Consider the following 24,417-nt stretch of genomic DNA (forward strand, 5'->3'; position numbering starts at 1 on the left):
TTTTATGGATTGTCGATTTTGTGTTGTGTTTCCTCTTTGGGCAAATCAAACTTTTTCTCGATCAGATAATAAAGAGAAGGCAAAGCAAAAAGCGTTAGTATGGTGGAGAACAATAGTCCGTAAACGATAACCGTTGCTAAAGGTCTTTGCACATCGCTGCCTATTCCTGTGGCTAAAGAGGCGGGCAGCAAACCAAGTACCGCGACGGTCGCTGTCATTAAAACTGGACGAAAGCGTTGTTTGGCACCATTGCATACGGCTTCGAGCAGTGCCATTCCGTTTTTACGAAGCTGATTAATGTGTGAAATCATAATAACTCCATTTTGTATGGCCACGCCAAACAAAGCAATAAAACCTACCGCTGAGGATACATTCAGCGTCATCCCACGGACCGTAAGGGCTAACATGCCGCCAAATAAAGCCAATGGTACAATACTCATTAACAGTCCTGCCTGACGAAATTTTCCAAATGCACCGTAGAGCAGCACAAACATTAAGGCTAATGCGAGAGGGACAATAATGGCCAAATGACTATAAGCCCGCTCCTGGTTTTCAAATTGTCCTCCCCATTTTAATTTAAATTTTGCATGGTCGTATTTTACTTTTTCTTCAATTTTTGATTGTGCTTCCTTTAAGAAAGAACTTAAATCGGCGCCTCTTAAATTCAGACGAACCGTCAGATGGCGTTTGTTCATTTCCCGGGCAATGGTACTTTCACCGGTATTAAGTTTGACATCGCATACTTGTGACAACGGAATTTTGACACCTTCAGAATTGGTAAGCATCAGGTTGCTTATTTTTTCGGGATCATTTCGGCTTTCTTCATTGTAGCGAGCCGTAATGTCATATACCTTATTGCCGACAAAAATTTGCGAAATCGCTTTTCCACCCATAGCCACTTCGATTAATTCCGAAACAGCATCGACATTTAATCCGTATTGTGCAATTTTCTGGCGGTCTGCAATGATTTGTACCTGAGGCAATGGCGGTTCCTGATCGATGGCAAGATCGACAGCACCTTTTACCTTTTGAAGGGTTTTGATGACATCTTCGGCAATTCGTCGGGTTTCTTTATAATCCTCGCCATATATTTTCACCACCAGTTCGCTGTGAGCACCTGAGATTTTATCCATCACCCCGTCGATCATAGGTTGCGAAAACCCAATATTATAGCCTGGCATAGTAGCATATTCGGCAGCTAATTCTTTTATTAAATCTTCTTTTGTTTTTCCTGATTTCCATTGCTTATAGGGTTTTAAACCTACACTGCATTCGTAATGCGAGGGCGTCCAGGCATCGGTGCCGTCATCATTACGACCTGCCTGTACCATCATGTAGGTTACTTCTTCGTGTTTTAAAGTACGATGGCGCAGTGTATCGCTCATTTCCTTCGATTTTTCTAAAGTAATGCCCGGTGGTAAGGTCACCTGCAGCCAGATCGATCCTTCATCCAATGGCGGTAAAAAATCTTTTCCGACCACGGCAGTAAGTATAAAAGCGAGCACTAATACTGCAATCAGAGGGGCAAATACTTTTTTAGGGACCTGCATGATTTGCTGTATGCGATGATGGTAAGCATTGGTTAATTTTTCGAGCCATTTGTTGTGATGCATTTTCTGTGGCTTGCGATAAATGAAATAAGCCAATCCGGGTATCAGCAGTAAAGCAACCAATAAAGCACCAAAAAGGGCATATCCTACGGTAAAAGCCATTGGGGTGAATAGTTTTTTCTCTACACGCTCAAAAGCAAACAATGGCAGGTACGCGGTTATGATAATCAGGGTGGCAAAAATGATGGGACGTGCTACACTTTTTACACTGATGGCAACCGTATTTTCGGTGAGTTCTTCTCCTTCGTTGTCTTCCCGTTTTTTTAGAATGGTTTCCATCATCACGATGGCTCCGTCGACAATAATACCAAAATCAATTGCCCCAAGCGAAAGCAAATTGGCAGGAATGTGAGTGAATTTCATCAGGATAAAAGCAATCAAAAGCGAGATAGGAATGGTAATTGCCACCAATAAAGCACCTCTCCAACTGCCCAGAAAAACAATTAAAACAATAATTACAAGTGCCATTCCTTCCAATAATGTATGAGAGACCGTAGTAAGTGTGGTGTCTACGAGACTGGTGCGGTCCAGAAAAGCGTGAATTTTAACACCTTCAGGAAGATAATTTTTATTGAGGTCGTCCACGGCTTCATTGACTCCTTTTAAGACGACAGAGGGGTTTTGGTTTTTGAGCAATAATACAATCCCTTCGATATTGTCCGAATAATCAACCCCGCGTTTGTCGGTGTATCCTAAAGCTCCTTTGCGCTCCAGATTCCCATATTTTAACTTTCCGATATCACTCAGATAAATAGAAACTCCATTTACCGATTTTACAACAATGCGTCCAATATCCTCTAGATTCTTTACCAAACCGATTCCGCGTACCACATAAGACTGGTCTCCGCGATTGATAACGCTTCCCCCGGTATTTGCATTATTTTTTTCGATGGTTTCCGTTACTTCACTTAAGGATAAACCGTACTGCTCCAGTTTAGCGGGATCGAGCTCTACCTGGTATTGTGTTGTGATTCCTCCAAAATTAGTAACATCAGCCACTCCCGATACCTGTTTGATACGCGGAATAATCGTATACTCCTGTAATTCGCTCAGCTCTCTTAGTTCGTGGTTGCTGCTTTCAATAATATAACGATAAATTTCGCCTGTAGGAGAGGTCAGCGGATCTAAACCCGGTACAGCACCATAAGGCAATTCGACATCATTTAAGCGCTCCTGAATTCGGGTACGGGCAAAGTAATCTTCAATACCGTCATCAAAAACGATCGTTACCATTGATAAACCAAAAGTACTTTTGCTTCGCATTACATGTAAGCCCGGCAAACCGTTTATAGCGCGTTCTATCGGAATGGTGATCTGTTGCTCCACTTCTTCCGCTGCCAGACCCGGAACCTGTGTTACGACTTGCGAGGTGACATCGCCGATATCGGGATAAGCCTCAACAGAAAGTTGTGTCCAGGAATAATATCCGAACAAAGAAAGGAGTAAGAATAATGCCAGTATCAACCAGCGTTTTGCTATTGTTGTTTCAAATATATTTTGTTTCATAAAGTCATTTATTTCGCTTCAAGGAGATAAAAAGCTCCTTCACTGATAATTGTTTCATTTGTTTTTAATCCTGAGAGCACGGCTATTTTTCCATTTTGTGATATTCCGGTCTCGATGTAACGACGGACATATTTGCCCGGCTCTGACTGGATGAAGACAAAGCTTCTGTCATTGACTTGTAATACTGCTTTGGCGGGTATGAACAGGGTATTTATAGGTTTGTCTGTAAATTTTACAGAGACAAACATTCCCGGTTTAAGGATGTGATCGGTATTGTTACAGGCTATTAACACCTGTACGCTTCGGGTATCCTCATCTATTATTTCGTCGATATGATAGATTTTACCCGAAATTTTCGTGTTCGGATAAGCGCCGGAACTGATTTCGGCCCCTTGCAGTTCTTGCAAAAAATGAATGTCTTTTTCCTTAATCTGCCCGGCAACCCATACTTTTTTGAGATCGGCAACTTTTGCTTTTGGTCCGGCATCTTCTTTTAAATACTGCCCGAGTACCAGTTCATTGGTTATTACTTCTCCGGCTATGGGTGAGGTGATCACTAAGGGCTGACCGAAAACCAGCTTGTTGGTGTTTATTCCAAAAACTTTAAGGCTGGCCATCGCATTTTGGTATTCTTTTTCACTGATTTCGAAATTGGTTTCGGCTTCTTCGAGATCTTTCTGCGAACCAACACCATGAGTTTTTAAGTCTTTTTGACGTTTTAACGAAAGACCGGCAACCTGATAACCTGATTTAGCCTGAAAGAAGTTTTTCTGAGCCGCTGTGAAATCAGGAGAAACCATTTCAAATAAAGGAGTTCCGGGCAATGTTTTCATTCCGAGTCTTGCATGTACTTTGGTAACTCTTCCGGAGAAAGGACGAGCAATTTCGGCATAGGAATTCGGAATAGCTTTGACCGTTCCGGCAGTTTGTAATTCGAATTGATACGGCTCAGTTTTAACGGTTTCCAATTTTAGTTTGAAGACAATATTTGATTTTTGCGGAACGAGGATCGTATCTCCCTTTAGAGAAAAGCTTTCAACCTCTTTTTTTTCGGTTTTGTTCTGGCAGGCTAGCAACATTGAAGCTGTCATTATAACAAGTAGGAGGTTTTTACATTCGGGATTTTGAGGGCAGGTTTTTGATAGTTGAAGCCTGAAAAGTTTTGTAGTCTTTAATGTCATGTCATTTTGATTTTATACGCATTAATTCAATTTTGTGGTTCGCTATAGGTACAGCATGACCGCAGAAAATATAGGAACAGTAGTATTGGTAGGGTAACACATCGTGTGCTACAGCAACAAATCATGATCCTTAAATCTGGCGCAAAATTAGACTGGCATTCCCGAAAGAGCCATTAGAGACCTTTTAGAAAAAAATTAGAATTCTATTAGAAAATAGAGCAAAACTGCTTTTGGGTTTTAGAAAATAACCGGGTAAAATAAAGAGAATGTACCGCTGTTTGGAGCACGTATAGGAAGAAAATACAAGCTGACACTTCTTTAAGTTAAGAATGAATCATAGGTGTTTAAAATGTTGAAATAGAGCAATTTTACGTAATGGTATAACTTGGCTTGTCATGCTTTTTTATGACAGCTGTTTGACTCTGAATAGCAGAAGGTTTAGCATTGAAAGAATGCTATTGTAAGTTGAAGGTTACGGTAAAAGTTGTTCCCCGATTTTTTTGGGAAGTAACGGTGATAACACCTTTGTGGAGCAGAATGATTTTCTTTGTTAAGGAAAGACCAATACCATTTCCATCAGCGTGAGTTTTATTAGAACCTCTGTAAAATGGAGTAAAAATAGGCTCCAGTTCTTCGGGTAAAATACCAATCCCATTGTCCGAAAAACGAAGTTCTATTGTATTGCTGAGAAAGGAAATGGAGACTGTACTTTGCTGATCGGCTGAAAATTTACAGCCATTTTCAAATAAATTGGCAAAAGCAACTTTTAGGAGATACTCGTTTCCATGGATGGAAATCTGACTGTCATCTTCAAAATCGTTCTCGAAGTGGATGCTAATGTTATAGTCCGGATTTGATTTTTGAACTTGTTGGCGGGCATCTAACAGTACTTCATCAATACGAAGTTGTTTAAAAGCAATTTCCGAAGGATCATAATTGGCTTTCGCAAGATCGAGTAAACTGTTGGAAAGTTTGGCCAGTTTTTTGGCATCCTGTAAAGTGTTTTGAATGACTATTTTATATTCTTCCGTATTACGTTCTTTATGGCCTGAGAGCTCTAATTCGGCAATAATTGCAGCAAGCGGTGTTCGCAACTCGTGTGAGATGTTTGAAACAAATTGTTTCTGAGAATCGAAGGAACTTTCGAGACGGTTCAGCATTTTATTGAACGTGGTAGCCAGTTCGGTAATTTCATCTTTATTTTTGGAAGTGTCCAGACGCAGATCAAGATTTGTAGCCGAAATGGTTTTGGCTTTGTTCGTCATTTTAACAATAGGTTCAAATGCTTTTTTCGAAAAAAAACGACCGGCAACGTACAGCAGCAGAATCGATAAGATAAAAACAAGGATGCAGGTTTCAAGGAGGTTGTAGAATTTGATGTAGCCAAATCCGTCATATGCTGCGGCCGTGATAATGTATTCTTTTCCCTGAAATCGATAGGTCATGCCTATAACCTGCCATTCTTTTTGATAAAATTTTATTTCGCCTTTACGGGCAATTTCATTAATCATCGACTTGGTTTCTTTCACCACATCAATATCAACAGCATCGTGATAGAGTAGGTGAAAAGCAGGGGTATAGATGGCAACTTCAACCTCGTTTAAGGTGGCTCTGTTGTTTTTGTAAATGTCCTGTAGTGTTTTACTGTCGACTTCAGCATTCAAAAATAAATTGGCTTTGGTGATGGCCTCTTTCTTTAACAAAGCATAAAATTCTTTTTCTCTGTTTTCTTTTGCCGAAATCAGAATAATAGCAGCAAACACTAATAGAATAGTGGCCGTGACAAGGGTAAACAATAGGGTTAGCCGGGTTCTTGTTTTCATTCTGTTTTCAAAATAAATCCCATCCCCGATTTTGTATGAATGAGTTTTTTATCATAATCCCTGTCAATTTTTTTTCTCAGATAGTTGATATAGACATCAATAAAATTGGTACCGGTATCAAAATGAGTATCCCATACTTTTTCGGCTATTTCTACGCGCGAAAGCACCCGCTCGGGATTTTGGAGCATATACTCTAAAAGTTTAAATTCTTTTGGAGTAAGGCTAATTTCCGTTTCATTTCTTCGGATACTTTTGGTTTGCAGGTTCATTTCAAGTTCGTCATACTTCAAAATAAACCCGGTAGTATGGATTGAATTACTTCCGCTTCTTTTTAACAAAGCTCTGATACGAACCAATAATTCCCTCATTTCAAAAGGCTTTGTGAGGTAGTCATCGGCTCCCGCATCAAAACCTTCCACTTTATCATCTGTTGAGCCCAAAGCGGTTAACATTATGATAGGTAGATCGGGTTTGATCAAACGAATCTCTTTACACAAATCAAGCCCGTCCATTTTAGGCAGGATGATATCGGTAATAACCAGATCGAAAGGATTCTGTAACACCAGTTTTTTCGCAGAGAGACCGTCATAAGCCACTGTAGGGAAAAATCCATGTTCAGTAAGTCCACGCTGAATCAACTCAGCCACTCTTTGGTCGTCTTCTACTACTAAAATTTTCATCTCTACAAAGTTATACGATTGAATGTAGAATGGGAAAAAAATTAGGTATTAATTAAAGACGAAGCTTAAGTATTGGTACGGCAAACCCAAAGTTTGCCGTTTGCCTTGCTTGAGAGTGTGAGTATTTTACAGCCGATAACTGTAGGCATTAAACCCTTCTGGGATCACCTTTTAGATAGGTTTTACTATATTTAAAATACTCGGTCGAAGTTCTTTCTCCTGCTTTACCGTCAACTCTTAAGACACTTCCGGCGCTATTAAGAAGTTTTTGCAGTTCGGTAGCTTCGGCGGTAGGTGTTCCGGAGAAATAGCTTGTTTTGTTTCCCTGAAGCAGTATGCGTTCTACGATGTGGGGATTGGGCAGGGTAATCAAATGCTGCTCCATCATACGGCGCAACAAAACGGCAGCACCACATTGTTTAGAAACAGCGTTTGGATCATACTTGCCATCCTGAACGTATTTTCCTTTGGTATAATGGTTGGAATAACTCCACAAGTAAGGCGAATTAATTCCTTGTTTGTAATATCCCAATCCGTTAAACAATTCAAGTCTGTAGAGAATTCCGGAAATGCTCCAATCGGTCCATGTGTTTAGTTTGTCGTAAATCAAAGCATCGTTTGCACTTACTTCCCATGTAAAGGGTGGTTTTCCCACTTTCGGACGTCCTGCAGGAACCTGAACGGTACGATTGGTAAGTGGATCACCGTTGTGTAAGTGCCTGTCGAACCTCAAACTTCCTTCCATACAGTGTATAATTGCGATGATATACCAGGGAATATTCAGGGGATTGCCTACGGATTGATACCTGGTTTTATTCTCGACTATTTTTGCTACAAGTGCATCAATTTCAGGATACTTAGCTGCTTTTATGATACAGCTGGCAAATAGTTTCTCGTAATTGGTCTTTTTGTCTTCGGGTACTGTTGTTGCCATGATAGTTTGTTATAATTAGGAATTAATTTGGTGTACTTTTCAAAAATGGATAAGCTTCTATTCAACCCGTTGGATTCAATTCGTTGTAACAAATAGGGAGGTAGGTTTTTCGACTAAGGCATTTAAAACGGTAGGGTGAAGGTTAAATAAATGCGTTTTTTAATGAGGCGTAAAGTTTATTTTCCGTGTGTAAGGCTAGTATTGTTTTTAGTGACAATCAGGGGGTTAAATTTGGATAATGTAAAATTAGTTAAAAAAAGTGTTGCTGGTTTTAACGCATTAAAAAACAGGTATTTATACGGTTTTTTTGAGAGACCTATTTGGAGAAAAAATAGGAACCGCGGGATAGAATCTTTCAACACAAAAAGCGTGATTAGGTATTTAGCAGGCTTAGCAGATTGACCTGCATAGAAAACAATATAAACTCGCGTAAAATAATGTAAAGCAAAAAGGAATAAGTTGCTTGAATTTTTCAAAAGAGGGAAAGCTTTGGGCTAATAGAATCGTAACCCTTTCAAAAGGATTTAGTTAGTGTATTCGTAACATTTTTTGATAAAAAGTGAGAAGTAAAAAACAATTATGGGTTGATTTTTATAGATTTGTAGAATCAATTTATTCCCAAAAATGGATTGGGGAGCAATTATAAAACTTTAAGACAATGAAAGCTGTTACTTCACTATTTTTACTTTTAATATTTGCCAGTCCAAATTCTTATTCACAACTAAGTTCAGATAAAATATTCGAAAGTTTTAAGCAGGGAGAGCGCACCAATTGTTCGTCGATTGCCTTTATTAAAGCTTCTCTTAATGTTTACGGACTGGACAATTTGTTTGTAAATGAAAAGATGGCGGACAATTCACATAAAATTACCTTAAAAAATAATGCATCCTTTTATCTGAAAGAGGATGAGCTAACGAAAGCCACAGTATCTGCTGGTTTTATTTATATCAAAGACAATTGCGAGAGCGAACAAATTACAGATTACGCCGTACTGACTTATGCTGTAATGGCAAAATACAAGCAAATTATAGATAAGATCTCAACTTTTGATGAAGCATTGGAGGATTTAGAAGACGGTTCGGTACACACTCCTACAATTTATAAATATTTAGGATTTAAAGAAGGCAAACAAGTTCAAAAGTTAAAGCGACAGTCGGGAAGTGAATTTTGCGGAGTTGTTGCCTGGTCTACGGCTCATGCCGTTTTTGTTTGTGAAGATTTTATGGACTATTACGGCAATAAAAAAAGTATCTGGATCAAGTATCCGGGACGTTTTAGGGTAATTAAATCATAAAACGAGAGACAAATTGCTGTAAAATTTCAGCATTTTTCAAAATTACAACAGATCGTTACCCCAGTAAAACAGGGCTTACAGCACCTCAGAATTGTCTTATAGATTGATATAATGCAAATTGTTAAAATTTTTAAAAAAAAAGGAATCATTAAACTTGCGGCTTAAGTTAAATTGTATACTTTTGTTTTCCTCAACAACCAATTACATTAACAAAATGAAAAATAGTATTATTTTAGTAAGTTTCTTTTTCTTTCTTGCAACTGGCGCTATTTCAGCACAGGCGAAGAATGCTCCAAGAAGTATAATCAGTACAACAGCTATTATCCGCAAGTACCATGATCAAAAAGAATTGAGTGGTATGCAAAAAGGAGAACTTTTGGAATTATACATTGAGCGTATTAAAGTTTTAGTAAAAACACTTCCGTACATCGCTTTGGTTACAAAACCAGGTGTAACAATGGCTGACTTAGGTATTCCGGACGATAGTGAACACAAAAAAGTATTAGACGGTCAAGCCGAAGGAACAACAACATTTTTGGATACAACTGTAGATTTCCAAAGAAAAATGATGCCTTACTCAGATAAAGGAAATTTAATTGCTGCAATTTTATTTTACGAAAGCACATTAAAATCATTACACGAGTTTAACGACATTAACTAGTGTAAATAGGGATTCATTCCACAAAAAAATAGAAACCTCCAAAGTCATTTGATTTTGGAGGTTTTTTTATTTGAAATAACGGAGTCACAGGTCAGGTTTTACTTTGAAGAGATAAAGGTGCCAGGAAATTTTGTCTGACTGTAATACGAGTTCATTTTGTACTAATTCATATTGATTGGATAACAGACTTATAATATCATTACTAATTGAATTACTATAAAGAGAAATAATGAGATAGTAGCTATCCGTATTCGTAACAAATTTGGATACCAGATCTTTTGGGTTTTCTAAATAATAGAGCACTTCATTAAAGATAATGATGTCACAGGGTTCATTGGTATTGAATTGAGTAAGATCGGCAACTTGAAAAGAGGAGTTTATAAAATTTTGCGCTTTGGCTCTGTTAATAGCAGTGAACGATAAATCAACACCCAGTATTGTTGAATAATCGGACTCCTTGAGATAGGCGTTAAGTGCTCCGTACCCGCAACCGAGATCTAATATTTTGGGTTGTTTTATAGTAGAGGCTTTGATAAACTCAATAATTTTTTCGTATCGCTCTTTTTCATCCTTCATGTAGTCCCATTTGCCTATGGCATATTTATAATTCCAACTACATTTTTTCCTGAATTTTTCTAATCGTTTGCTAAAATTCAACTTGATTTTTATGTTTTTTCGATTTTTAAGGTGATTCTATTTTGATAAAAGTCCAATGTCAAATACTTTAAAAAGATGAACGATAAACGAACAAATTAATAAGAGCTAACTGAAATCGAATAAAGTTACTGTTCTTTTTATTTGCCTGTATGTTAGTGTAATAAAAGAATCTTTATTTGTAGTATCTGATTTATAGAGCTGCTACATTTGGAAGGATTGTGTAATTCCGTTGCCTTTACTAGAGTAATTTTTTTAGTACTACGATAAGATTGATATTCTATTATTTCTATGTTTTTTACCCACAAAACAGGTATTACTACTTGTCTTCAATCGCTACAAATTAGGTTACTTTACAATCTTGTAAGAAATTAACTGACAAAGATTTAAAGCCTTAGAAATCGCTCTGAACACCTTTTGAACAGGATGATTTGGTTTTAATCGAACAGTAAATTGCCCCGTATTTTACATTCAATAAAGATGGGCTTGAAAGGATTTTTACAGAGAAAAAAAGCTTTGAGCGGGTAGGAGAATGAGAGACGGATTTTTGAATAAACAACTTATTAACGCTAAAAAAAGAATATTATGTTAAAACGCAAAGACCTCGAAGAAGGAGGGAATTTAAATCAGCTCACGGCTGATTTTGCTCAAAAGGCAAATGAAGCGGTATTTGAAGCTCTTCAGGAAGAAGAAGGAATATTACACAAGCTGCTGTCCAAGTATCAAAAAGTTCTGATTGAAGATCCTATCCGACCTTTTTATGAAGAGAACCTGCAAACCATTGTAAAAAATGTAGATTACGGTATTTTAAGAGTATTAGAAGGCACTTGGGTAAGCTACAACAATAACAATGACAATCAGACTCAGAAAAAATTAATAGGCAGCGGAATCCACACCACCATCATGCCTTCGCCTGGTACAGGTGCAGGAACCATTCCGGGAAAATACAGCTTTGAATGTGAAGAATACATCGAAAAACTAACTTTTAACCTGGTACCCGGAGGCGTTCGCAACCGTGGAGGTGCAAATGAGCAGTTTTGTGGAGCAGTAAAATACGAGCAAAGTATTAAAAGCGTAAACAGCATACCTGGGCAGGATTCTTTATTATATACCCCAATTCACGAAGAGAACGGTATGTATTTATGGTTGAGTGATATCTTTAATTATGCGGCAACGGATAAAACGATTAAAGAAGATCGCGGTGTACATGCGGTATCACCAAATAACCCGCACAAAGATTTATACAAAAGCGGATATCAGGACGAAACTCTTTTTCTAATCAAGGACGATCAGGGCAATAAGGAATATGTAACACTGGAAAACTTAAACGGGCGTAAGTACTATGAGATTATCGCTTCTAAAGAACTAAAAGCAGGAGCGGGCCAAACCGGACCTTATTTTATACCCGATTACTCGATTTCCCGAAGCGGGGTAATTCCACATGGAAGTACAATTACATTGCTGGGAGATTTAAAGCCAAATAAATCAGGTTATTTGATTAATGGTGCTCCACAGTACGCGGAAGGGTTTGCGGCCTGGGACTATAAACATCTTGCTATTTCGCAAACAATGGGAGGAGCAGATACGAGCAATGAGCCTATAAATCTTGATGCACCGCCACCACCTTGGGTATTTGAGACATTGGATGATAAAAACGATGAAGGTGAAAATAAAATTTATACTCAACGAATATTAGCGCATCATTTATATCCTTATTCGGTACGGCCAGATTTACGCCTTCGTGATACGTTGAAAGGCGAAGACGTAAGAAACCATGTATTGATCGAATTGTCGTCCAAAAATAAAACGGGAGCACAAGGAGGTATATTAAATGTTCCGTTTGTAAATCGTTTTGTTCCTACGGTGGAAATGAACATGAGAATGTGGTTAGAAACAATTTTTGAAAATGATAAAGAAATTCTTCAGTTGCAATACGAGCAGGTTATATTTTTCGAGTTTGATTTCGGAGACGACGGAGGTACCACAAGCTGGCCGCACATTCAAGTGAATACACTTCGTAAAATGGAAGATGTTTCCCCTGAACAAAAACGTTTAATCGAGGAGCAATTCCCGGGTACTTATAAAGCAGGATCATCAGGATCATCAGGATCGTCGGAGCCTGCTTCGGAATGTCCGTATAAAAAAGAGTAATTTTTAAACTTTGAAACAGTAAGAAAACGAGTTAAATATTGACTGTAGATATTTTAACTCGTTTTTCTTGTATAAAATAGGAGGCTATTCCCGTAACGCAGCTTCCTAAATCTCTTATGACTATAAAAATCAAGTAGAAACACTTGATTTTTATGTTTTTGAGATTGGTATATTTGAGAAGCTTTTTTAGTTAGTAATTTCAGTCTTGATGGCAAGGCATTAACCAATTAACCGTTATATATCATGGCAACACCTTACACAGTTGACGAAGCAGATTATCAGGCTGACTTTATAATTTCTGAAAATTATATCAAATTTACCGCTGAGTTGCTTCGGCTATCTTTATTGGCCATTGCAGGGTTTGGGGCACTTTTCGTTGCGAAAATAAAAAATGAAGGATTAGCTGCTGAATTAGATTGTTCTGAATTTATTGTAGCCTTAGTATTTTTTGTTATTTGTTCAGGCGCTTGTCTGTGTCACAGGTATTTTGCTACAGACGTGATGAGTTGGTTTATTAGTTTATTGCGCGCTCAGAACAATGGAAATGCGGCTAAAGCAGCTAAAGAAAAAAAGGGTTTGCATCGAACATTACTGTTTTCGAGAATCTTCTTAATTCTCAGCGAAATTTCATTTGGATTGGGGGTAATTTTTTTCTTTATCGCAATTTATAATGGTATTAAAGCTGTATGATTGTGAGTTATCTTAAAACATAGAAACATAGCGTATTTTCAAAAAACATCCTATGTTCCTATGTGATAAAGATTATAGTAAAAGTTTCTTTGGCAGGTTTATGTAATTAATTTACTAAAAACATTAATTACAGGAGTTCCTTCGAGTTCTTTACTTTTTATTAAAGCGGCTAATGTACCTGATGTCGCCAGAATAGCACCTGTTATTGCTAATGGAGCAGAGACAACAACCATTGTTGCCCATAATGATATGGCGGCACCTCCAACTCCGGTAATTGTTCCCGCACGCTCTACTATTTTTTTGTAAACGTTGTCGTTTCGTTCTTCAATTAAATTTAATACCTCCTTTTTTAATTCTTCAATGTTATTTTCTGCATGTAGCGCTCCTCCAAATGTTATTTTTCTTAAGTATTCCGTATAAAAATTCTGTTGTAATGCTATAACTTCTGCATATTCGGTTAATGGTATATTTAGGAGGGTTTGGAATTCAGCTTCATTAATTAATTTCTCAGTTAATAAACCGCCTAAAATTCCTTGATAAGCATACTCTTCTGTTGTTCTGTCCATTGCATCAGTATGGCTTATCTGGTCTGATATAATCCTTTCATAATTTTCAGCTGACTCTGCTATGGTATACGGTTGAAGTTTACAAAGAGTAGTGATGGATAGCATATTTAATAAACTCATTAGTTCGACGGACATCGTTGTTTTTTCAACAATCTCGGCGATAATTTTTTTTGAATCTGCATTCCAGTTAAAAGGATTTGGGATGATAACAAATCGTCCTTTCTTAGCCAGTTCAAGAGCCAAAACCAGATTAGAACTTATGCTGCCCAGATACGGGATATCAATTTGATCTAAGGGTTTCTTATTGATAATTCTTTCAAAGATGTAGTCTATAACTACAACACGATCGCCTAGTAAATAACCGGTTTTTAGGGCTAAATCAAAATCAGTAACCAATCCAAAAAGGCCTAGTTGAATTTTTGCGTCTTCTTTGTTTTTTAAAAGGGTAATGGCAGATTCTGAGTGTTCCCAGATTTGCTGTAACTCGGTTTTTAAATTTTCTAAATCTTCAGGTTGAATGTAATCCGGAAAGAATAAAGCGTCTCCATCGACGATTTCAATTTTTAGATTTTTTTGTAGTGCCGTAATATAGCTTATGGTAAAATGGTTATAGTTCATTATAAAAATATGTAATTGACTTCTTTTTTAATTAATTCTTCGACCTGATGTATGATGTCGTTTTCGTCTTTTAGCTTTAGGCATTTAATGTAAGAGATTATTTCTTCTAATCGGTCAAACTTTTCCACCTGACCTTTTAAGATACAACCAATTGCTTCTGTATCCTGATAGATGCCTCTTTCATCATCAATCAAAAAAAGAACAACAGCCATCAATATATCTTCAGGAATTCTGGTCGTACACAATCTTTTTAAGTGTGCCATATTATCGCTCCACAGCAATCCTTCTTCAGTATCTAATGAGATACTGATATGTCTCCAGTAGGCATCTTCGCTGATGTCCCATAAATACTCTAAATAATCTGCTATATAATCTTGCTGGTGTGTTCTTAGATTGACTTTCATATATATATCATGATGATCCATTGAATCCACTATTCTTCGGGCTACATTGGGATGAAAATCTTGTAAAGAAAGGTGTAAATCTTCGGTCCAGCGTTCCGACATTAGTTCGTCTTTCTTTTTTATAATCTCGTCATTTGTCATTATGGAATGAAGTTTTTGTTTAGTAAAAATAATAACCAGGTTCGGTTTCTATTAATTGTTCAATTTGATTTAGGATTTGAGTTTCTTCTTGCAGGTTTAGAGAACGAACATAATTTTTTATTTCATCTGCCCGATTAAATCGCTTTGCCTGAGCTCTTAAAACACATCCTATAGCGTCAGTATCCTGCTTATATTTGTTTACATCATTGATCAGGAATAAAATAACAGCTTCCAGTACTTCTTCGGGGATGCGATTTCTGCAAATTTTTTCAAAGTGAGGCATGTAGCTCCCCCATAAAATACCAACTTCGGGGTCTAATGAAATGATGATATGTTTCCAGAAGGCTTCTTCGCTGATATCCCACAGATAATTTAAGTAATCGGCAATATAATCTTCCTGTGTTCTTCTGTGATTTACTTTTACATATATCTCAGAATCGTCCATAGTATCGACTATTCTTCGGGCTACATCGGGATGAAGATCTCGCAGGGAATGGTGTAAAGTTTCTGTCCAGTGCTCTGACATTAGTTCGTCTTTCTTTTTTATAATTTCGTCATCAGTCATTATGAATGTGGTTTTGGTTTATTAATTTGTTAGGTATAATTCGTTTTAACCCATAGAAACATAGGCTTTGCATTTGTAAAAACACACGATGTTTCTATGGGTTAATTAGTTTTTAGTTTATTACATCTAAAGTATTCTTTTTTTATATTATTTGAGATTCATTTTTTTGTAGATATCATCATATTTTTCATAGTTGCGAAGAACAGTTGTAGGAGGGAGATTGAGTTTATTGGAGATTTGCGATACGTTGCCTACACTCTTAATGGCTTCTATAAATTTGAGATCACTTTCCGGCGTGTCAAAGGGGTTATTTCCTAATAGCGTGTTGAGACGTTCCTCTTTTAGCAATTCGGGTGCGATCGAATTCGCAAGGATTTGTGTCGCTTTTCTTTTGAGATTTTTACTGAAAATTTTTGATTTATCTAACAGCTCATTGTACAGTTTTTCCATAATTAAGAGGTCTTCTACCGCTGAAAAATTGTTCCAGAAGATATCAAAACTCAGACTGTCCAGTACACGATCCATTATAGAGCCGGGTCTGAATTCCATTTTTTTTCCGGCAGTTACCATACATTTGGCCATTATCGCCGAGACGATTGGTAATTGATCTGAATTGATCTGCTGCTTGCTGTCTTTTAAGGCTGTGAGTAATGCAATGTCGGGAAGATATAACATTGGCACATTGGCAAATTCTAAACTGTCCTGTTCGTTTTCTGTAACCAGATGAAGAACATGCAACAGGGCAACCAGATAAGGATGGGCTTTTATAGCAGAGCGATCCGAAGGAGTCAGCAGTTTATAATTGCTGTAGTCTTTATAAACATATTGAATTTTGTCCAGTAAGAGGTATTGTTCGTCGGTTCTGTTAAATCCAAATTTATTGTCATAGTAGAAAAAACTGTTGGAAAAATCGGGAGTTTGTTTGTAACGCAGCAAAAACTGGGTTTGAAACCGGTCATAGATATAAAAGGGAAAAATTCTGCGTTTCTTTTCTTTTTCATATTGGAGGAAATACATCCCTTTTTTGAGTCGGGCAGAAAAAACCAGTACGGCAGCATCTGGATCGATAAACGAGTTTTTATCCCTGAAACGAATATATAGTTTACCGTTAGGATCAAATAGAGAAAAGCTTGTTAAAAGGTCTGTAACGGTTTGCTCTTTATTTGGAAAATCCCTGTCATAAGCTGCGGCAAAGAAAAAGAAATTAGGTATTTTATTTTTGCCGTCATAGGTACATTCTCTGCTCCACCTTTCAGCAGGGTTCGAAAAATACTCATGCGTTGTTGCAAATTCCATACTGGGAGAAGTCATCGGGTAATGGTAATCCAAAACGAAATGCTCATCCTGGCTCACAGTGAGAAAGTATTCTTCAAAGTAGTCTATAAAAGAAGCTTTTAATTGGTAGATTCCTTTTACCAGCGAAAGTTCAAGTTGTTGGGTCTCTTCCTCTACAATTTTGTTCAGTGTGCCATCAACAACTACAAGCTGCAGCCCTTCCAGAGGTTGTCTGAAAGAAATATGAATGGAATATTTAGGATCAGAATCGTTCATAACTGATTGTTTTTGGAGAGTAATTGATAAAAGTTTTGGGTGGTGCTGCAGTATCAGTATTGTCTTTTAACTGATGGAAGCCTTTGGCCAGCCTTTTTAGTTGCAAAACCTGCCCTATGGTAACATCACCGTGCCAGACTTCTTCGAGGTTCGGACCGTAGAGGGTCACATTGGAGTTTCGTTCGAAGGTAATTTCGCAATTGTATTTTGGCAGTCTCACAGGAACTTTGCAAATCAGAATTTGATCTCCGCCATTTAGGAAATCGGCTGAAGCATCCTGTATTTTTTTGAATTTTTCGGCATGACTTTTAAAATTGTTCCGAATATGATTCGTAAGATTCATTGCCGTAATTTGCCCGGTTGCCTCACTGTCGGCATCACCATTTAGACTGTCGATAAGGAAAGTGGTAAAAGCCCCTCGTTTTTTATCAGACTCTGATTCTTTAGGCAGTTCGTCGGTCGCTGCTCCACCGTCTGAAGGATTGTTTATTACCGGATCAATAGTCACCTCATAACTCAGTTTGCCGTAGGCGGTAGAATTACAAATGAGCACTTTTGGATTCCGGTTACCTACCGGAAGATTCCAGGGACCCATAGGGGAATTCCCTTTAATTAGCGTATCATGTTCACGGCAGCAATCAAAGAAAATTAGGATCTCATCAAACGCTCCCGCATTGGTAAACCAGGTACGGTAATCCATACCCGAGATGCAATGGTTGATTAGTGCCGGCCAGAGACGAAGGCACAGTGCCGTATTCTCAAAAGTGACGCCTATACCATGCCCGGAGAAATAAAAATACAATCTGTTTATTTCATTTTTCGGTCTGGCAACACGATTCATTTCGTTGATGGCAATGTCAATTTCGGGACCACTAACGAGCAGGTCTGCGCTGTTGGAGACAAAGAGTTTGAGGTTTTCTTTTTTAACACCTCCTTTTGTTTCCAGCCAATTGGCAAAAGCTTTCGCGTCAGCTACAGCACCCGACAATGGTTTTTTCTCGTAATGGTCGATTCCTATTACAATAGCATAATCCATAATTAAACGATATTGATAGTTGAAAGGATTGATTTCAGAGTGGCAGGGTTGTTGTCAAAATCACCATGGCGGAAAGAATCGGTCCACATGCTGTCATCCGTATTGGTGATATCATCTGACAGTGCCAGCTTATTGCTCATAATAAAGCTATTGATCGTTTTCAATTCGGCGAAATTTTCATAACGTTTTTTAGCCTTAAACTGCTCATGAAGCCCCATTATCTTTGCATCTGTTTCGTCTTCGAACAAGCCTGATACCAGGTAGAGCAGGGAGTAGGTGTACAGGTATTTAACGCAGTAATCTTTTTTCTCATTCTCTTCCTTCATGGTAAACATCTTGAATTTTTTGTAAACCCCTTTCTGTTTAGCAGGAATTCCTTTTGCGATAAAGAGGTCGGTTCTGCAGGCAGGCGCCAGAAAAACAACATTGTTGTATTTTAACTGTTTGAAATTTTCGGATGTTGCGGCCAGCATGTTACAAATGGCGATAGAACCCGCGCTATGTCCCACGAGTTCAATTGCGAACTTTTTGCCTGCATTTTGTCTTTTTTGATAATGTTTTTCTAATAAGGAAAGAAAATAGGTTCCGGCATGTAAATCATCACCCGTGCGTCCTTGATTATCATCAAACATTTTTTTGGCCTTTTCTTTCATTTCAGACCAGCCCCATTTGCCTACGCGGTCGATATAGATCTTTCTAAAAGTTTCTTCTACAATCGTTGGGTAAAAATCGTGATGGGTCTCTTGCGCGTAACGTTTTAAAACAGCAAACGCAATTTTGGCTACCAGTTTCCCTAGCGTCAGTAATAATCCTCTTGAATCTCCTGCATCGGGATCAGGTTCTGCCACTTCAATTTCTTCTGTCGCTATTTCATCTTCTGCGCGGATCATGGTATTACTTTCCTGTTCAAGTCTGGCCAAAAAGCCTTCTTCATCATCTTCATCAAACATGACGCTTCCGCTTCGGCTATTTCCGAGTTCATCACTTAATTCAGCAAAAGGATATTCTTTTCGCTTTTCTGCTTCAATAGTCAGATTGTCCATTGTTTCGCCACCACCACGTGAACCAACGCCCAGCTTTTTACCTACAATTTTAATGACATAATTGAGTACTTTCTGGAATTGATTGTCTGAGCTTTTGGCACTAAGATTTTCGACTATGATTTCCCAAAGACCTGTTTCCCATACAAAGGTAACCGCATGTGTTTTGGAAGGAGCATCAACGAAATTGGCACGCATAACTTCAGCCGCTTCCATTCCACTGGCTTCATTTACGAGTCCGCCATGGAAATAAACCAGTAATCTTTCGATGTCGTGATCTTCCAGATGTTTAAACAGGTTGTCAACATCGGCAGGTGTAGTATAATAGTCTCCGGATTTTTGAAATGTTCCGCCCGGTCCGGCGTTTACATAATAGATTTTTTCAAGATTTGTCATGGATTTTGGTTTATTTTTTGGTTTATTTTTTGGTTTGTTTTTTGGTTTGTTTTTTGGTTTGTTTTTGGTTGGTAGTATTCTCAGTGAGCCAGCCTTTTTGTAACAACAAAAGGCTTGTGCAGGTGATCCGGATTTGCAGAAAAAGAGAGCAAATTCTAAAGTTCTTTTCGGTTATCAATACTTATTTTGAAGTGTGATCTTTATCTTTAATTCAATTTCTTCAGCGTATAAAGGATACTTTGCTTTACCCATACTTAAAGTAAGGGCAACAGGCTTCAGCTGGTATTAAAAGATAGTTTTTATTGATAATGGTCAGGTCAATGGTTAACGCTACTGATTAAGTGAGCAATGATAAAATGATAACGTAAATTTAAAAATAAAAACACGAGTACTAACAGGTAAAAACACCTGTTTATTTTAGTAAAACAGAAAAAGAAACCCCTGTATTTCGGCTGTTTTTTCTTTACCAAAAAAAAGGAATTGATCACTTTTTATTGCCTCTGAATAATCTGCTGATGGAGGATTAATTGAATTTTAGTGCTAAGTTTGTAAAGGCATATTGAATCAAAAAATCTGATCAAATCAAGGATATGAGTACATTATTTGTTAAAAACATGGTTTGCAACCGTTGCATTATGGTCGTTCAAAACGAACTAGAAAAACTCGGGTTGGATTTTACCAATATTAAATTGGGAGAAGTTACACTGACAAGAGAACTCAACCCTGAAGAAAGAAACGTACTGGAAGAAGTACTGGTTCCGCTTGGATTTGAAGTGATAGATGATAAAAAGAGCAGAATTATCGAAAAGATAAAAAACATCATTATCGAACTGGTGCATCATCAGGATAATGATACCAAAAACAACCTGTCGGATATCCTGAGCAAGAAAATCAATCATGATTACAACTATCTTTCAAATTTGTTTTCTGAGGTAGAAGGTACTACCATAGAAAAATACTTCATAGCACAAAAAATTGAAAAAATTAAAGAACTTTTGGTTTATGATGAGTTATCACTTAGTGAGATCGCTTTGCGCTTAAACTATTCCAGCGTTGCCTATCTGAGCAATCAGTTTAAAAAAGTAACCGGATTAACACCAAGCCATTTCAAGCAAATCCGGGAAGAAAAAAGAAAACCTTTGGATGAGGTTTAAGTAAATTTTACAAATCAAATCCATAATTCCACAATAGAAAACAGCGGTATTGTTGCCAACTTTGCAAGTATAAAAGAACAAGCGAATTATGGCAACAAATTATAATACTAAGGAAACAATTTACATTCCGCTGGAAGATGTAGAGAGCGAGCACTGTGCATTAATTGTAGAGAAAGGATTAGCAGAAGTTAAAGGCGTTGAAACCCACAAAGTAGAAGTCAATAACCGCAGAGCTGCTATTACCGTTAAAAACAATGAAACGGTTGGTATTGCCGTAAAGGCGATAAAAGATCTGGGATATGGTGTGCCAACCGTCAAAAATACATTTCCTGTTTTAGGAATGACTTGTGTTTCTTGTGCCGGAAGTGCAGAAAGCATCGTATCTTATGAATTGGGAGTAGTGGACGCATCGGTAAACTTTGCAACAGGAAACCTTACCGTAGAATATCTTCCAAATCTCACCAACGCTTCTAAACTACAAAAAGCCGTTCAGGCCGTTGGTTACGACTTGCTAATTTTAGACGAATCGAAACAACAGGAGTCTTTAGAGGCTATTCATGCAGAGAAATTTAAAAAACTAGAAAACAAAACCATCTGGGCCGTTTTGCTGTCGCTACCTGTAGTAGTGATAGGGATGTTCTTTATGGATATGCCTTATGCCAATGAGATCATGTGGCTGTTTTCTACACCTGTAATTCTGTGGCTCGGTAAAGATTTCTTTATAAATGCATGGAAACAAACGAAGCATGGTTCGGCCAATATGGATACATTGGTGGCTCTGAGTACCGGAATTGCCTATTTGTTTAGTGTTTTTAATATGTTATTCATGGATTTCTGGCACCAACGCGGATTGCACGCCCACGTATATTTTGAAGCGGCAGCAGTCGTTATTGCCTTTATTCTGTTGGGTAAATTGTTGGAAGAAAAAGCTAAAGGAAATACTTCATCTGCCATTAAAAAGTTAATGGGTTTACAGCCCAAAACGGTGATCGTGATTCAACCCGACGGAACAGAAAAACAGGTAGCTATTGAGGAGGTAAATGCCGGAGCTATTATTCTGGTAAAACCAGGTGAAAAAATTGCTGTCGACGGTATGGTTCTTTCCGGTCAATCGTATGTAGATGAAAGTATGTTAAGCGGTGAGCCGGTTCCGGTATTGAAAAAAGAAAATGAAAAAGTATTTGCCGGAACGATCAATCAAAAAGGAAGCTTTCAGTTTCAGGCGGTTAAAGTAGGTAAAGAGACCATGCTTGCCCAAATTATCAGAATGGTGCAGGACGCTCAGGGAAGTAAAGCCCCTGTACAGAAATTAGTCGATAAAATTGCAGGTATATTTGTTCCGATCGTAATTGGTATAGCAATTCTAACTTTTATTGCCTGGATTGTTCTGGGGGGAGATAATGCTGTTGCACAAGCACTATTGGCTGCCGTTACCGTATTGGTTATTGCTTGTCCTTGTGCTTTGGGACTGGCTACCCCAACGGCGATCATGGTAGGAGTAGGTAAAGGTGCCGAAAAAGGAATATTAATCAAAGATGCTGAAAGTTTAGAGCTGGCAAGAAAAGTAACCGCTATCGTACTGGATAAAACCGGAACCATTACCGAAGGAAGACCGCAGGTAACAGGTATAAAATGGTTCAACAATGACGCTGCAACCAAAGAGGTTCTGTTAAGCATCGAAAAGCAATCCGAACATCCGTTGGCAGAAGCTGTAGTAAAAAACCTGGAAGGCGTACCGACTGTCGTTTTATCAGATTTTGACAGTATTACCGGTAAAGGTGCAAAAGCCACTTACCAAGAGGAAACCTATTATGTAGGGAACAAGAAATTGTTGGCAGAGAACACTATTGTGATTCCGGATTCACTGTTGAATCAGGCTGAGGAATGGGGCAAAGAATCGAAGACCGTGATTTGGTTTGCCAATAGTCAGCAGGCGCTTTCGGTTATTGCAATTTCAGATAAGATCAAAGAGACCTCAGTTCAGGCTATTAAAGAATTGCAGGACATGAATATTGAGCTGTATATGCTGACAGGAGATAACGAAGCTACTGCAAAAGCGATCGCTACCCAAACCGGTATTAAACATTATAAAGCAGAAGTACTGCCACAACACAAAGCCGACTTTGTAAAAGAATTGCAGCAACAAGGAAAAACAGTGGCAATGGTAGGTGATGGTATCAATGACAGTACAGCCCTGGCAACTGCCGATGTAAGTATCGCAATGGGTAAGGGGAGTGATATTGCAATGGATGTGGCCAAAATGACCATTATCTCTTCTGATCTGACGAAGATACCGCAAGCCATTCGTTTGTCTAAACAAACGGTAGCTACGATTAAACAAAACTTATTTTGGGCATTTATTTATAATCTTATCGGTATTCCGCTTGCTGCGGGGATACTGTATCCGATAAACGGGTTCTTGCTGAACCCAATGATAGCTGGTGCTGCAATGGCTTTAAGCAGCGTAAGTGTGGTGAGTAACAGCCTTCGCTTAAAATGGAAAAAGTAAACTCTTGATGCGTTTGCCTAACGGCGGTTTCCAAATTTAAAGGCCGCCGTTTTTATATTTTTTTTATAATTGATTTGTAGTAATGACCTCATTTTTCCCCTTCCTAAACATTTTGGAGCGGGTTAAAGTGAGGTCATTTTTAGTTAATGGTAACACCCGAAACATGGCTAATGTCGGTCAGTGGGTTGTGATTCTAGCTTTAGGACCCGTAAAATATAATTAAAGTAATACTTGAAAAGAATTGATTTGGTCTAATGGTTAACAGTAATATGGATAAATGTAAAATGTGAGATGAAAAATGCAGAGTTATAGTGACAGTTTTGAAAACCTGAAACTTGAAACTTGAAACCTGAAACTTGGAATTTGGAATTTGGAGTTTGAAATTTAGAGTTGGGAATCAGTAAATCTCATAAATCAAACCAGAAATAGTGTATAACAGTTGAGGTTTAATTAACCGAAATTTACAGTATTAAATAACGATTAAAATATCAATACAATGGAAAAGAAAGATTTTCAATTTAAAACAAACCTTAATTGCGGTGGATGTGTAGCGAAAGTGCAATCAGATCTGGATCATGCAGCAGGTATATGCGAATGGAATGTAGACACTACGACTAACGATAAAATACTTACTGTTCAATCGGAGGGTGCTACCGAAGAAGAAATAATTGCTATTATAAAATCAAAAGGTTTTAAAGCAGAACCTTTAACGATCTAATATCTAAAGCTTTTATTTAATTATAAAAAAGGGCAGTCCGAATCATTTTTGGACTGCCCTTTTTGCATGCTCATTGGAAAATAAAGCTGTTTTTCGGAGGCTACTTTTTCATTTCCTTACCGGCCTGGAGAAAACTCTGGTAGTTCTCTTCTGATTCAAAGTAAGCCACATTTCCCTGTTTGTTCAACGAAACAATATAAGCTGTTGCCTTATCGACTTCTGCTCCGGTATGCGGATCAACTGCTTTGCGGACACTTTCGTCACTCGGAATGCGTTCGACACACATATTGCAGCAACCGTAGTATATTTTGCCGTCAAATGGAACTTCCATTTGTTTTTTACCCATATGAATATCGTTGACCATACAGACTTCATCACTGGGCACGGGATTTCCTTTTGCAACAGCAGCTACGTCTTTTGCGATTACTTCCTGCTGGTCAGAAACCTCATTTTGTTTTTTGTTTTCCTGATCCTTACACGAAATCACTACGATTGCCATTGCAGCAATAAGGAAAAAGTTACGAATTGTTTTCAT

Annotated in this window: 20 protein-coding genes; 7 read left to right on the forward strand and 13 right to left on the reverse strand. The window is 38.0% G+C overall.

Features of this window, described 5'->3' with window-relative positions:
• Positions 1–2 precede the first annotated feature (2 nt).
• The 5 genes from ACN1CN_RS18550 to ACN1CN_RS18570 all read right to left on the reverse strand — a co-directional run bounded on the left by ACN1CN_RS18550 (position 3) and on the right by ACN1CN_RS18570 (position 7,734).
• Entirely contained in the window at positions 3–3,116 is a 3,114-nt protein-coding gene (locus ACN1CN_RS18550; protein WP_419136690.1) for an efflux RND transporter permease subunit, read from the reverse strand.
• 8 nt (positions 3,117–3,124) lie between these two features.
• Positions 3,125–4,195, reverse strand: coding sequence for an efflux RND transporter periplasmic adaptor subunit (locus tag ACN1CN_RS18555; RefSeq protein ID WP_419136691.1), 1,071 nt, complete (start codon positions 4,193–4,195; stop codon positions 3,125–3,127).
• Between the two features lie 557 nt (positions 4,196–4,752).
• Positions 4,753–6,120: an ATP-binding protein gene (locus tag ACN1CN_RS18560; protein WP_419136692.1), complete on the reverse strand. Its 1,368-nt coding sequence runs from the start codon at positions 6,118–6,120 to the stop codon at positions 4,753–4,755.
• A complete protein-coding gene (locus ACN1CN_RS18565; protein WP_291286930.1) occupies positions 6,117–6,800 on the reverse strand; it encodes a response regulator transcription factor in 684 nt (227 codons plus the stop codon). The genes ACN1CN_RS18560 and ACN1CN_RS18565 overlap by 4 nt, the downstream gene beginning before the upstream one ends.
• A gap of 148 nt (positions 6,801–6,948) precedes the next feature.
• Positions 6,949–7,734 carry a hypothetical protein gene (locus tag ACN1CN_RS18570; RefSeq protein ID WP_419136693.1) on the reverse strand — a complete coding sequence of 262 codons (786 nt, stop codon included), beginning with the start codon at positions 7,732–7,734 and terminating at the stop codon, positions 6,949–6,951.
• 658 nt (positions 7,735–8,392) lie between these two features.
• Here ACN1CN_RS18570 and ACN1CN_RS18575 point away from each other — a divergent pair.
• Both ACN1CN_RS18575 and ACN1CN_RS18580 read left to right on the forward strand, forming a co-directional pair.
• A complete protein-coding gene (locus ACN1CN_RS18575) occupies positions 8,393–9,028 on the forward strand; it encodes a hypothetical protein (RefSeq protein WP_264524194.1) in 636 nt (211 codons plus the stop codon).
• Positions 9,029–9,242: 214 nt separating this feature from the next.
• Positions 9,243–9,689, forward strand: a complete 447-nt coding sequence (locus ACN1CN_RS18580) for a hypothetical protein (protein WP_264524193.1) — start codon at positions 9,243–9,245, stop codon at positions 9,687–9,689.
• 84 nt (positions 9,690–9,773) lie between these two features.
• Here ACN1CN_RS18580 and ACN1CN_RS18585 read toward each other — a convergent pair whose 3' ends face one another.
• Positions 9,774–10,346: a class I SAM-dependent methyltransferase gene (locus tag ACN1CN_RS18585; RefSeq protein ID WP_419136694.1), complete on the reverse strand. Its 573-nt coding sequence runs from the start codon at positions 10,344–10,346 to the stop codon at positions 9,774–9,776.
• Positions 10,347–10,928: 582 nt separating this feature from the next.
• Here ACN1CN_RS18585 and ACN1CN_RS18590 point away from each other — a divergent pair.
• Together ACN1CN_RS18590 and ACN1CN_RS18595 are read left to right on the forward strand one after the other, a co-directional pair.
• Positions 10,929–12,494 carry a peroxidase, FMP-type gene (locus ACN1CN_RS18590; RefSeq protein WP_419136695.1) on the forward strand — a complete coding sequence of 522 codons (1,566 nt, stop codon included), beginning with the start codon at positions 10,929–10,931 and terminating at the stop codon, positions 12,492–12,494.
• A 243-nt stretch (positions 12,495–12,737) separates the two neighbouring features.
• Positions 12,738–13,184 carry a hypothetical protein gene (locus ACN1CN_RS18595; protein ID WP_419136696.1) on the forward strand — a complete coding sequence of 149 codons (447 nt, stop codon included), beginning with the start codon at positions 12,738–12,740 and terminating at the stop codon, positions 13,182–13,184.
• 98 nt (positions 13,185–13,282) lie between these two features.
• On the opposite strand, the gene ACN1CN_RS18600 is transcribed toward ACN1CN_RS18595, so the two are convergent.
• The 6 genes from ACN1CN_RS18600 to ACN1CN_RS18625 form a co-directional block, all read right to left on the reverse strand.
• Positions 13,283–14,368, reverse strand: a complete 1,086-nt coding sequence (locus tag ACN1CN_RS18600; protein WP_419136697.1) for a hypothetical protein — start codon at positions 14,366–14,368, stop codon at positions 13,283–13,285.
• Entirely contained in the window at positions 14,368–14,913 is a 546-nt protein-coding gene (locus tag ACN1CN_RS18605) for a hypothetical protein (RefSeq protein WP_419136698.1), read from the reverse strand. Before ACN1CN_RS18605 ends, ACN1CN_RS18600 begins: the two co-directional genes overlap by 1 nt.
• A gap of 19 nt (positions 14,914–14,932) precedes the next feature.
• Positions 14,933–15,478 carry a hypothetical protein gene (locus tag ACN1CN_RS18610; protein WP_419136699.1) on the reverse strand — a complete coding sequence of 182 codons (546 nt, stop codon included), beginning with the start codon at positions 15,476–15,478 and terminating at the stop codon, positions 14,933–14,935.
• Between the two features lie 147 nt (positions 15,479–15,625).
• Entirely contained in the window at positions 15,626–17,029 is a 1,404-nt protein-coding gene (locus ACN1CN_RS18615; protein ID WP_419136700.1) for a hypothetical protein, read from the reverse strand.
• Positions 17,016–18,065, reverse strand: a complete 1,050-nt coding sequence (locus tag ACN1CN_RS18620; RefSeq protein WP_419136701.1) for a caspase family protein — start codon at positions 18,063–18,065, stop codon at positions 17,016–17,018. Before ACN1CN_RS18620 ends, ACN1CN_RS18615 begins: the two co-directional genes overlap by 14 nt.
• A gap of 2 nt (positions 18,066–18,067) precedes the next feature.
• A complete protein-coding gene (locus ACN1CN_RS18625; protein ID WP_419136702.1) occupies positions 18,068–19,501 on the reverse strand; it encodes a hypothetical protein in 1,434 nt (477 codons plus the stop codon).
• A 590-nt stretch (positions 19,502–20,091) separates the two neighbouring features.
• Between ACN1CN_RS18625 and ACN1CN_RS18630 the strand changes: the two genes are divergently transcribed.
• From ACN1CN_RS18630 to ACN1CN_RS18640, 3 genes are all read left to right on the forward strand, one after another.
• Positions 20,092–20,655 (forward strand): helix-turn-helix domain-containing protein, encoded by a 564-nt coding sequence (locus ACN1CN_RS18630; protein ID WP_419136703.1) that lies wholly within the window; start codon positions 20,092–20,094, stop codon positions 20,653–20,655.
• Between the two features lie 88 nt (positions 20,656–20,743).
• Positions 20,744–23,164, forward strand: coding sequence for a heavy metal translocating P-type ATPase (locus ACN1CN_RS18635; RefSeq protein ID WP_419136704.1), 2,421 nt, complete (start codon positions 20,744–20,746; stop codon positions 23,162–23,164).
• A 496-nt stretch (positions 23,165–23,660) separates the two neighbouring features.
• Positions 23,661–23,882, forward strand: a complete 222-nt coding sequence (locus tag ACN1CN_RS18640) for a heavy-metal-associated domain-containing protein (protein WP_291286945.1) — start codon at positions 23,661–23,663, stop codon at positions 23,880–23,882.
• A 100-nt stretch (positions 23,883–23,982) separates the two neighbouring features.
• On the opposite strand, the gene ACN1CN_RS18645 is transcribed toward ACN1CN_RS18640, so the two are convergent.
• Positions 23,983–24,417: a hypothetical protein gene (locus ACN1CN_RS18645; protein WP_419136705.1), complete on the reverse strand. Its 435-nt coding sequence runs from the start codon at positions 24,415–24,417 to the stop codon at positions 23,983–23,985.

It is taken from the genome of Flavobacterium sp. T12S277 (assembly GCF_048514875.1).
In the GTDB taxonomy this organism is placed as follows: Bacteria; Bacteroidota; Bacteroidia; order Flavobacteriales; family Flavobacteriaceae; genus Flavobacterium.

Coding starts and splice junctions, on each gene's coding strand:
- ACN1CN_RS18550 (WP_419136690.1), bottom strand. CDS start 3,116: ATGAAACAAAATATATTTGAAACAACAATAGCAAAACGCTGGTTGATA.
- ACN1CN_RS18555 (WP_419136691.1), bottom strand. CDS start 4,195: ATGTTGCTAGCCTGCCAGAACAAAACCGAAAAAAAAGAGGTTGAAAGC.
- ACN1CN_RS18560 (WP_419136692.1), bottom strand. CDS start 6,120: ATGAAAACAAGAACCCGGCTAACCCTATTGTTTACCCTTGTCACGGCC.
- ACN1CN_RS18565 (WP_291286930.1), bottom strand. CDS start 6,800: ATGAAAATTTTAGTAGTAGAAGACGACCAAAGAGTGGCTGAGTTGATT.
- ACN1CN_RS18570 (WP_419136693.1), bottom strand. CDS start 7,734: ATGGCAACAACAGTACCCGAAGACAAAAAGACCAATTACGAGAAACTA.
- ACN1CN_RS18575 (WP_264524194.1), top strand. CDS start 8,393: ATGAAAGCTGTTACTTCACTATTTTTACTTTTAATATTTGCCAGTCCA.
- ACN1CN_RS18580 (WP_264524193.1), top strand. CDS start 9,243: ATGAAAAATAGTATTATTTTAGTAAGTTTCTTTTTCTTTCTTGCAACT.
- ACN1CN_RS18590 (WP_419136695.1), top strand. CDS start 10,929: ATGTTAAAACGCAAAGACCTCGAAGAAGGAGGGAATTTAAATCAGCTC.
- ACN1CN_RS18595 (WP_419136696.1), top strand. CDS start 12,738: ATGGCAACACCTTACACAGTTGACGAAGCAGATTATCAGGCTGACTTT.
- ACN1CN_RS18600 (WP_419136697.1), bottom strand. CDS start 14,368: ATGAACTATAACCATTTTACCATAAGCTATATTACGGCACTACAAAAA.
- ACN1CN_RS18605 (WP_419136698.1), bottom strand. CDS start 14,913: ATGACAAATGACGAGATTATAAAAAAGAAAGACGAACTAATGTCGGAA.
- ACN1CN_RS18610 (WP_419136699.1), bottom strand. CDS start 15,478: ATGACTGATGACGAAATTATAAAAAAGAAAGACGAACTAATGTCAGAG.
- ACN1CN_RS18615 (WP_419136700.1), bottom strand. CDS start 17,029: ATGAACGATTCTGATCCTAAATATTCCATTCATATTTCTTTCAGACAA.
- ACN1CN_RS18620 (WP_419136701.1), bottom strand. CDS start 18,065: ATGGATTATGCTATTGTAATAGGAATCGACCATTACGAGAAAAAACCA.
- ACN1CN_RS18625 (WP_419136702.1), bottom strand. CDS start 19,501: ATGACAAATCTTGAAAAAATCTATTATGTAAACGCCGGACCGGGCGGA.
- ACN1CN_RS18630 (WP_419136703.1), top strand. CDS start 20,092: ATGAGTACATTATTTGTTAAAAACATGGTTTGCAACCGTTGCATTATG.
- ACN1CN_RS18635 (WP_419136704.1), top strand. CDS start 20,744: ATGGCAACAAATTATAATACTAAGGAAACAATTTACATTCCGCTGGAA.
- ACN1CN_RS18640 (WP_291286945.1), top strand. CDS start 23,661: ATGGAAAAGAAAGATTTTCAATTTAAAACAAACCTTAATTGCGGTGGA.
- ACN1CN_RS18645 (WP_419136705.1), bottom strand. CDS start 24,417: ATGAAAACAATTCGTAACTTTTTCCTTATTGCTGCAATGGCAATCGTA.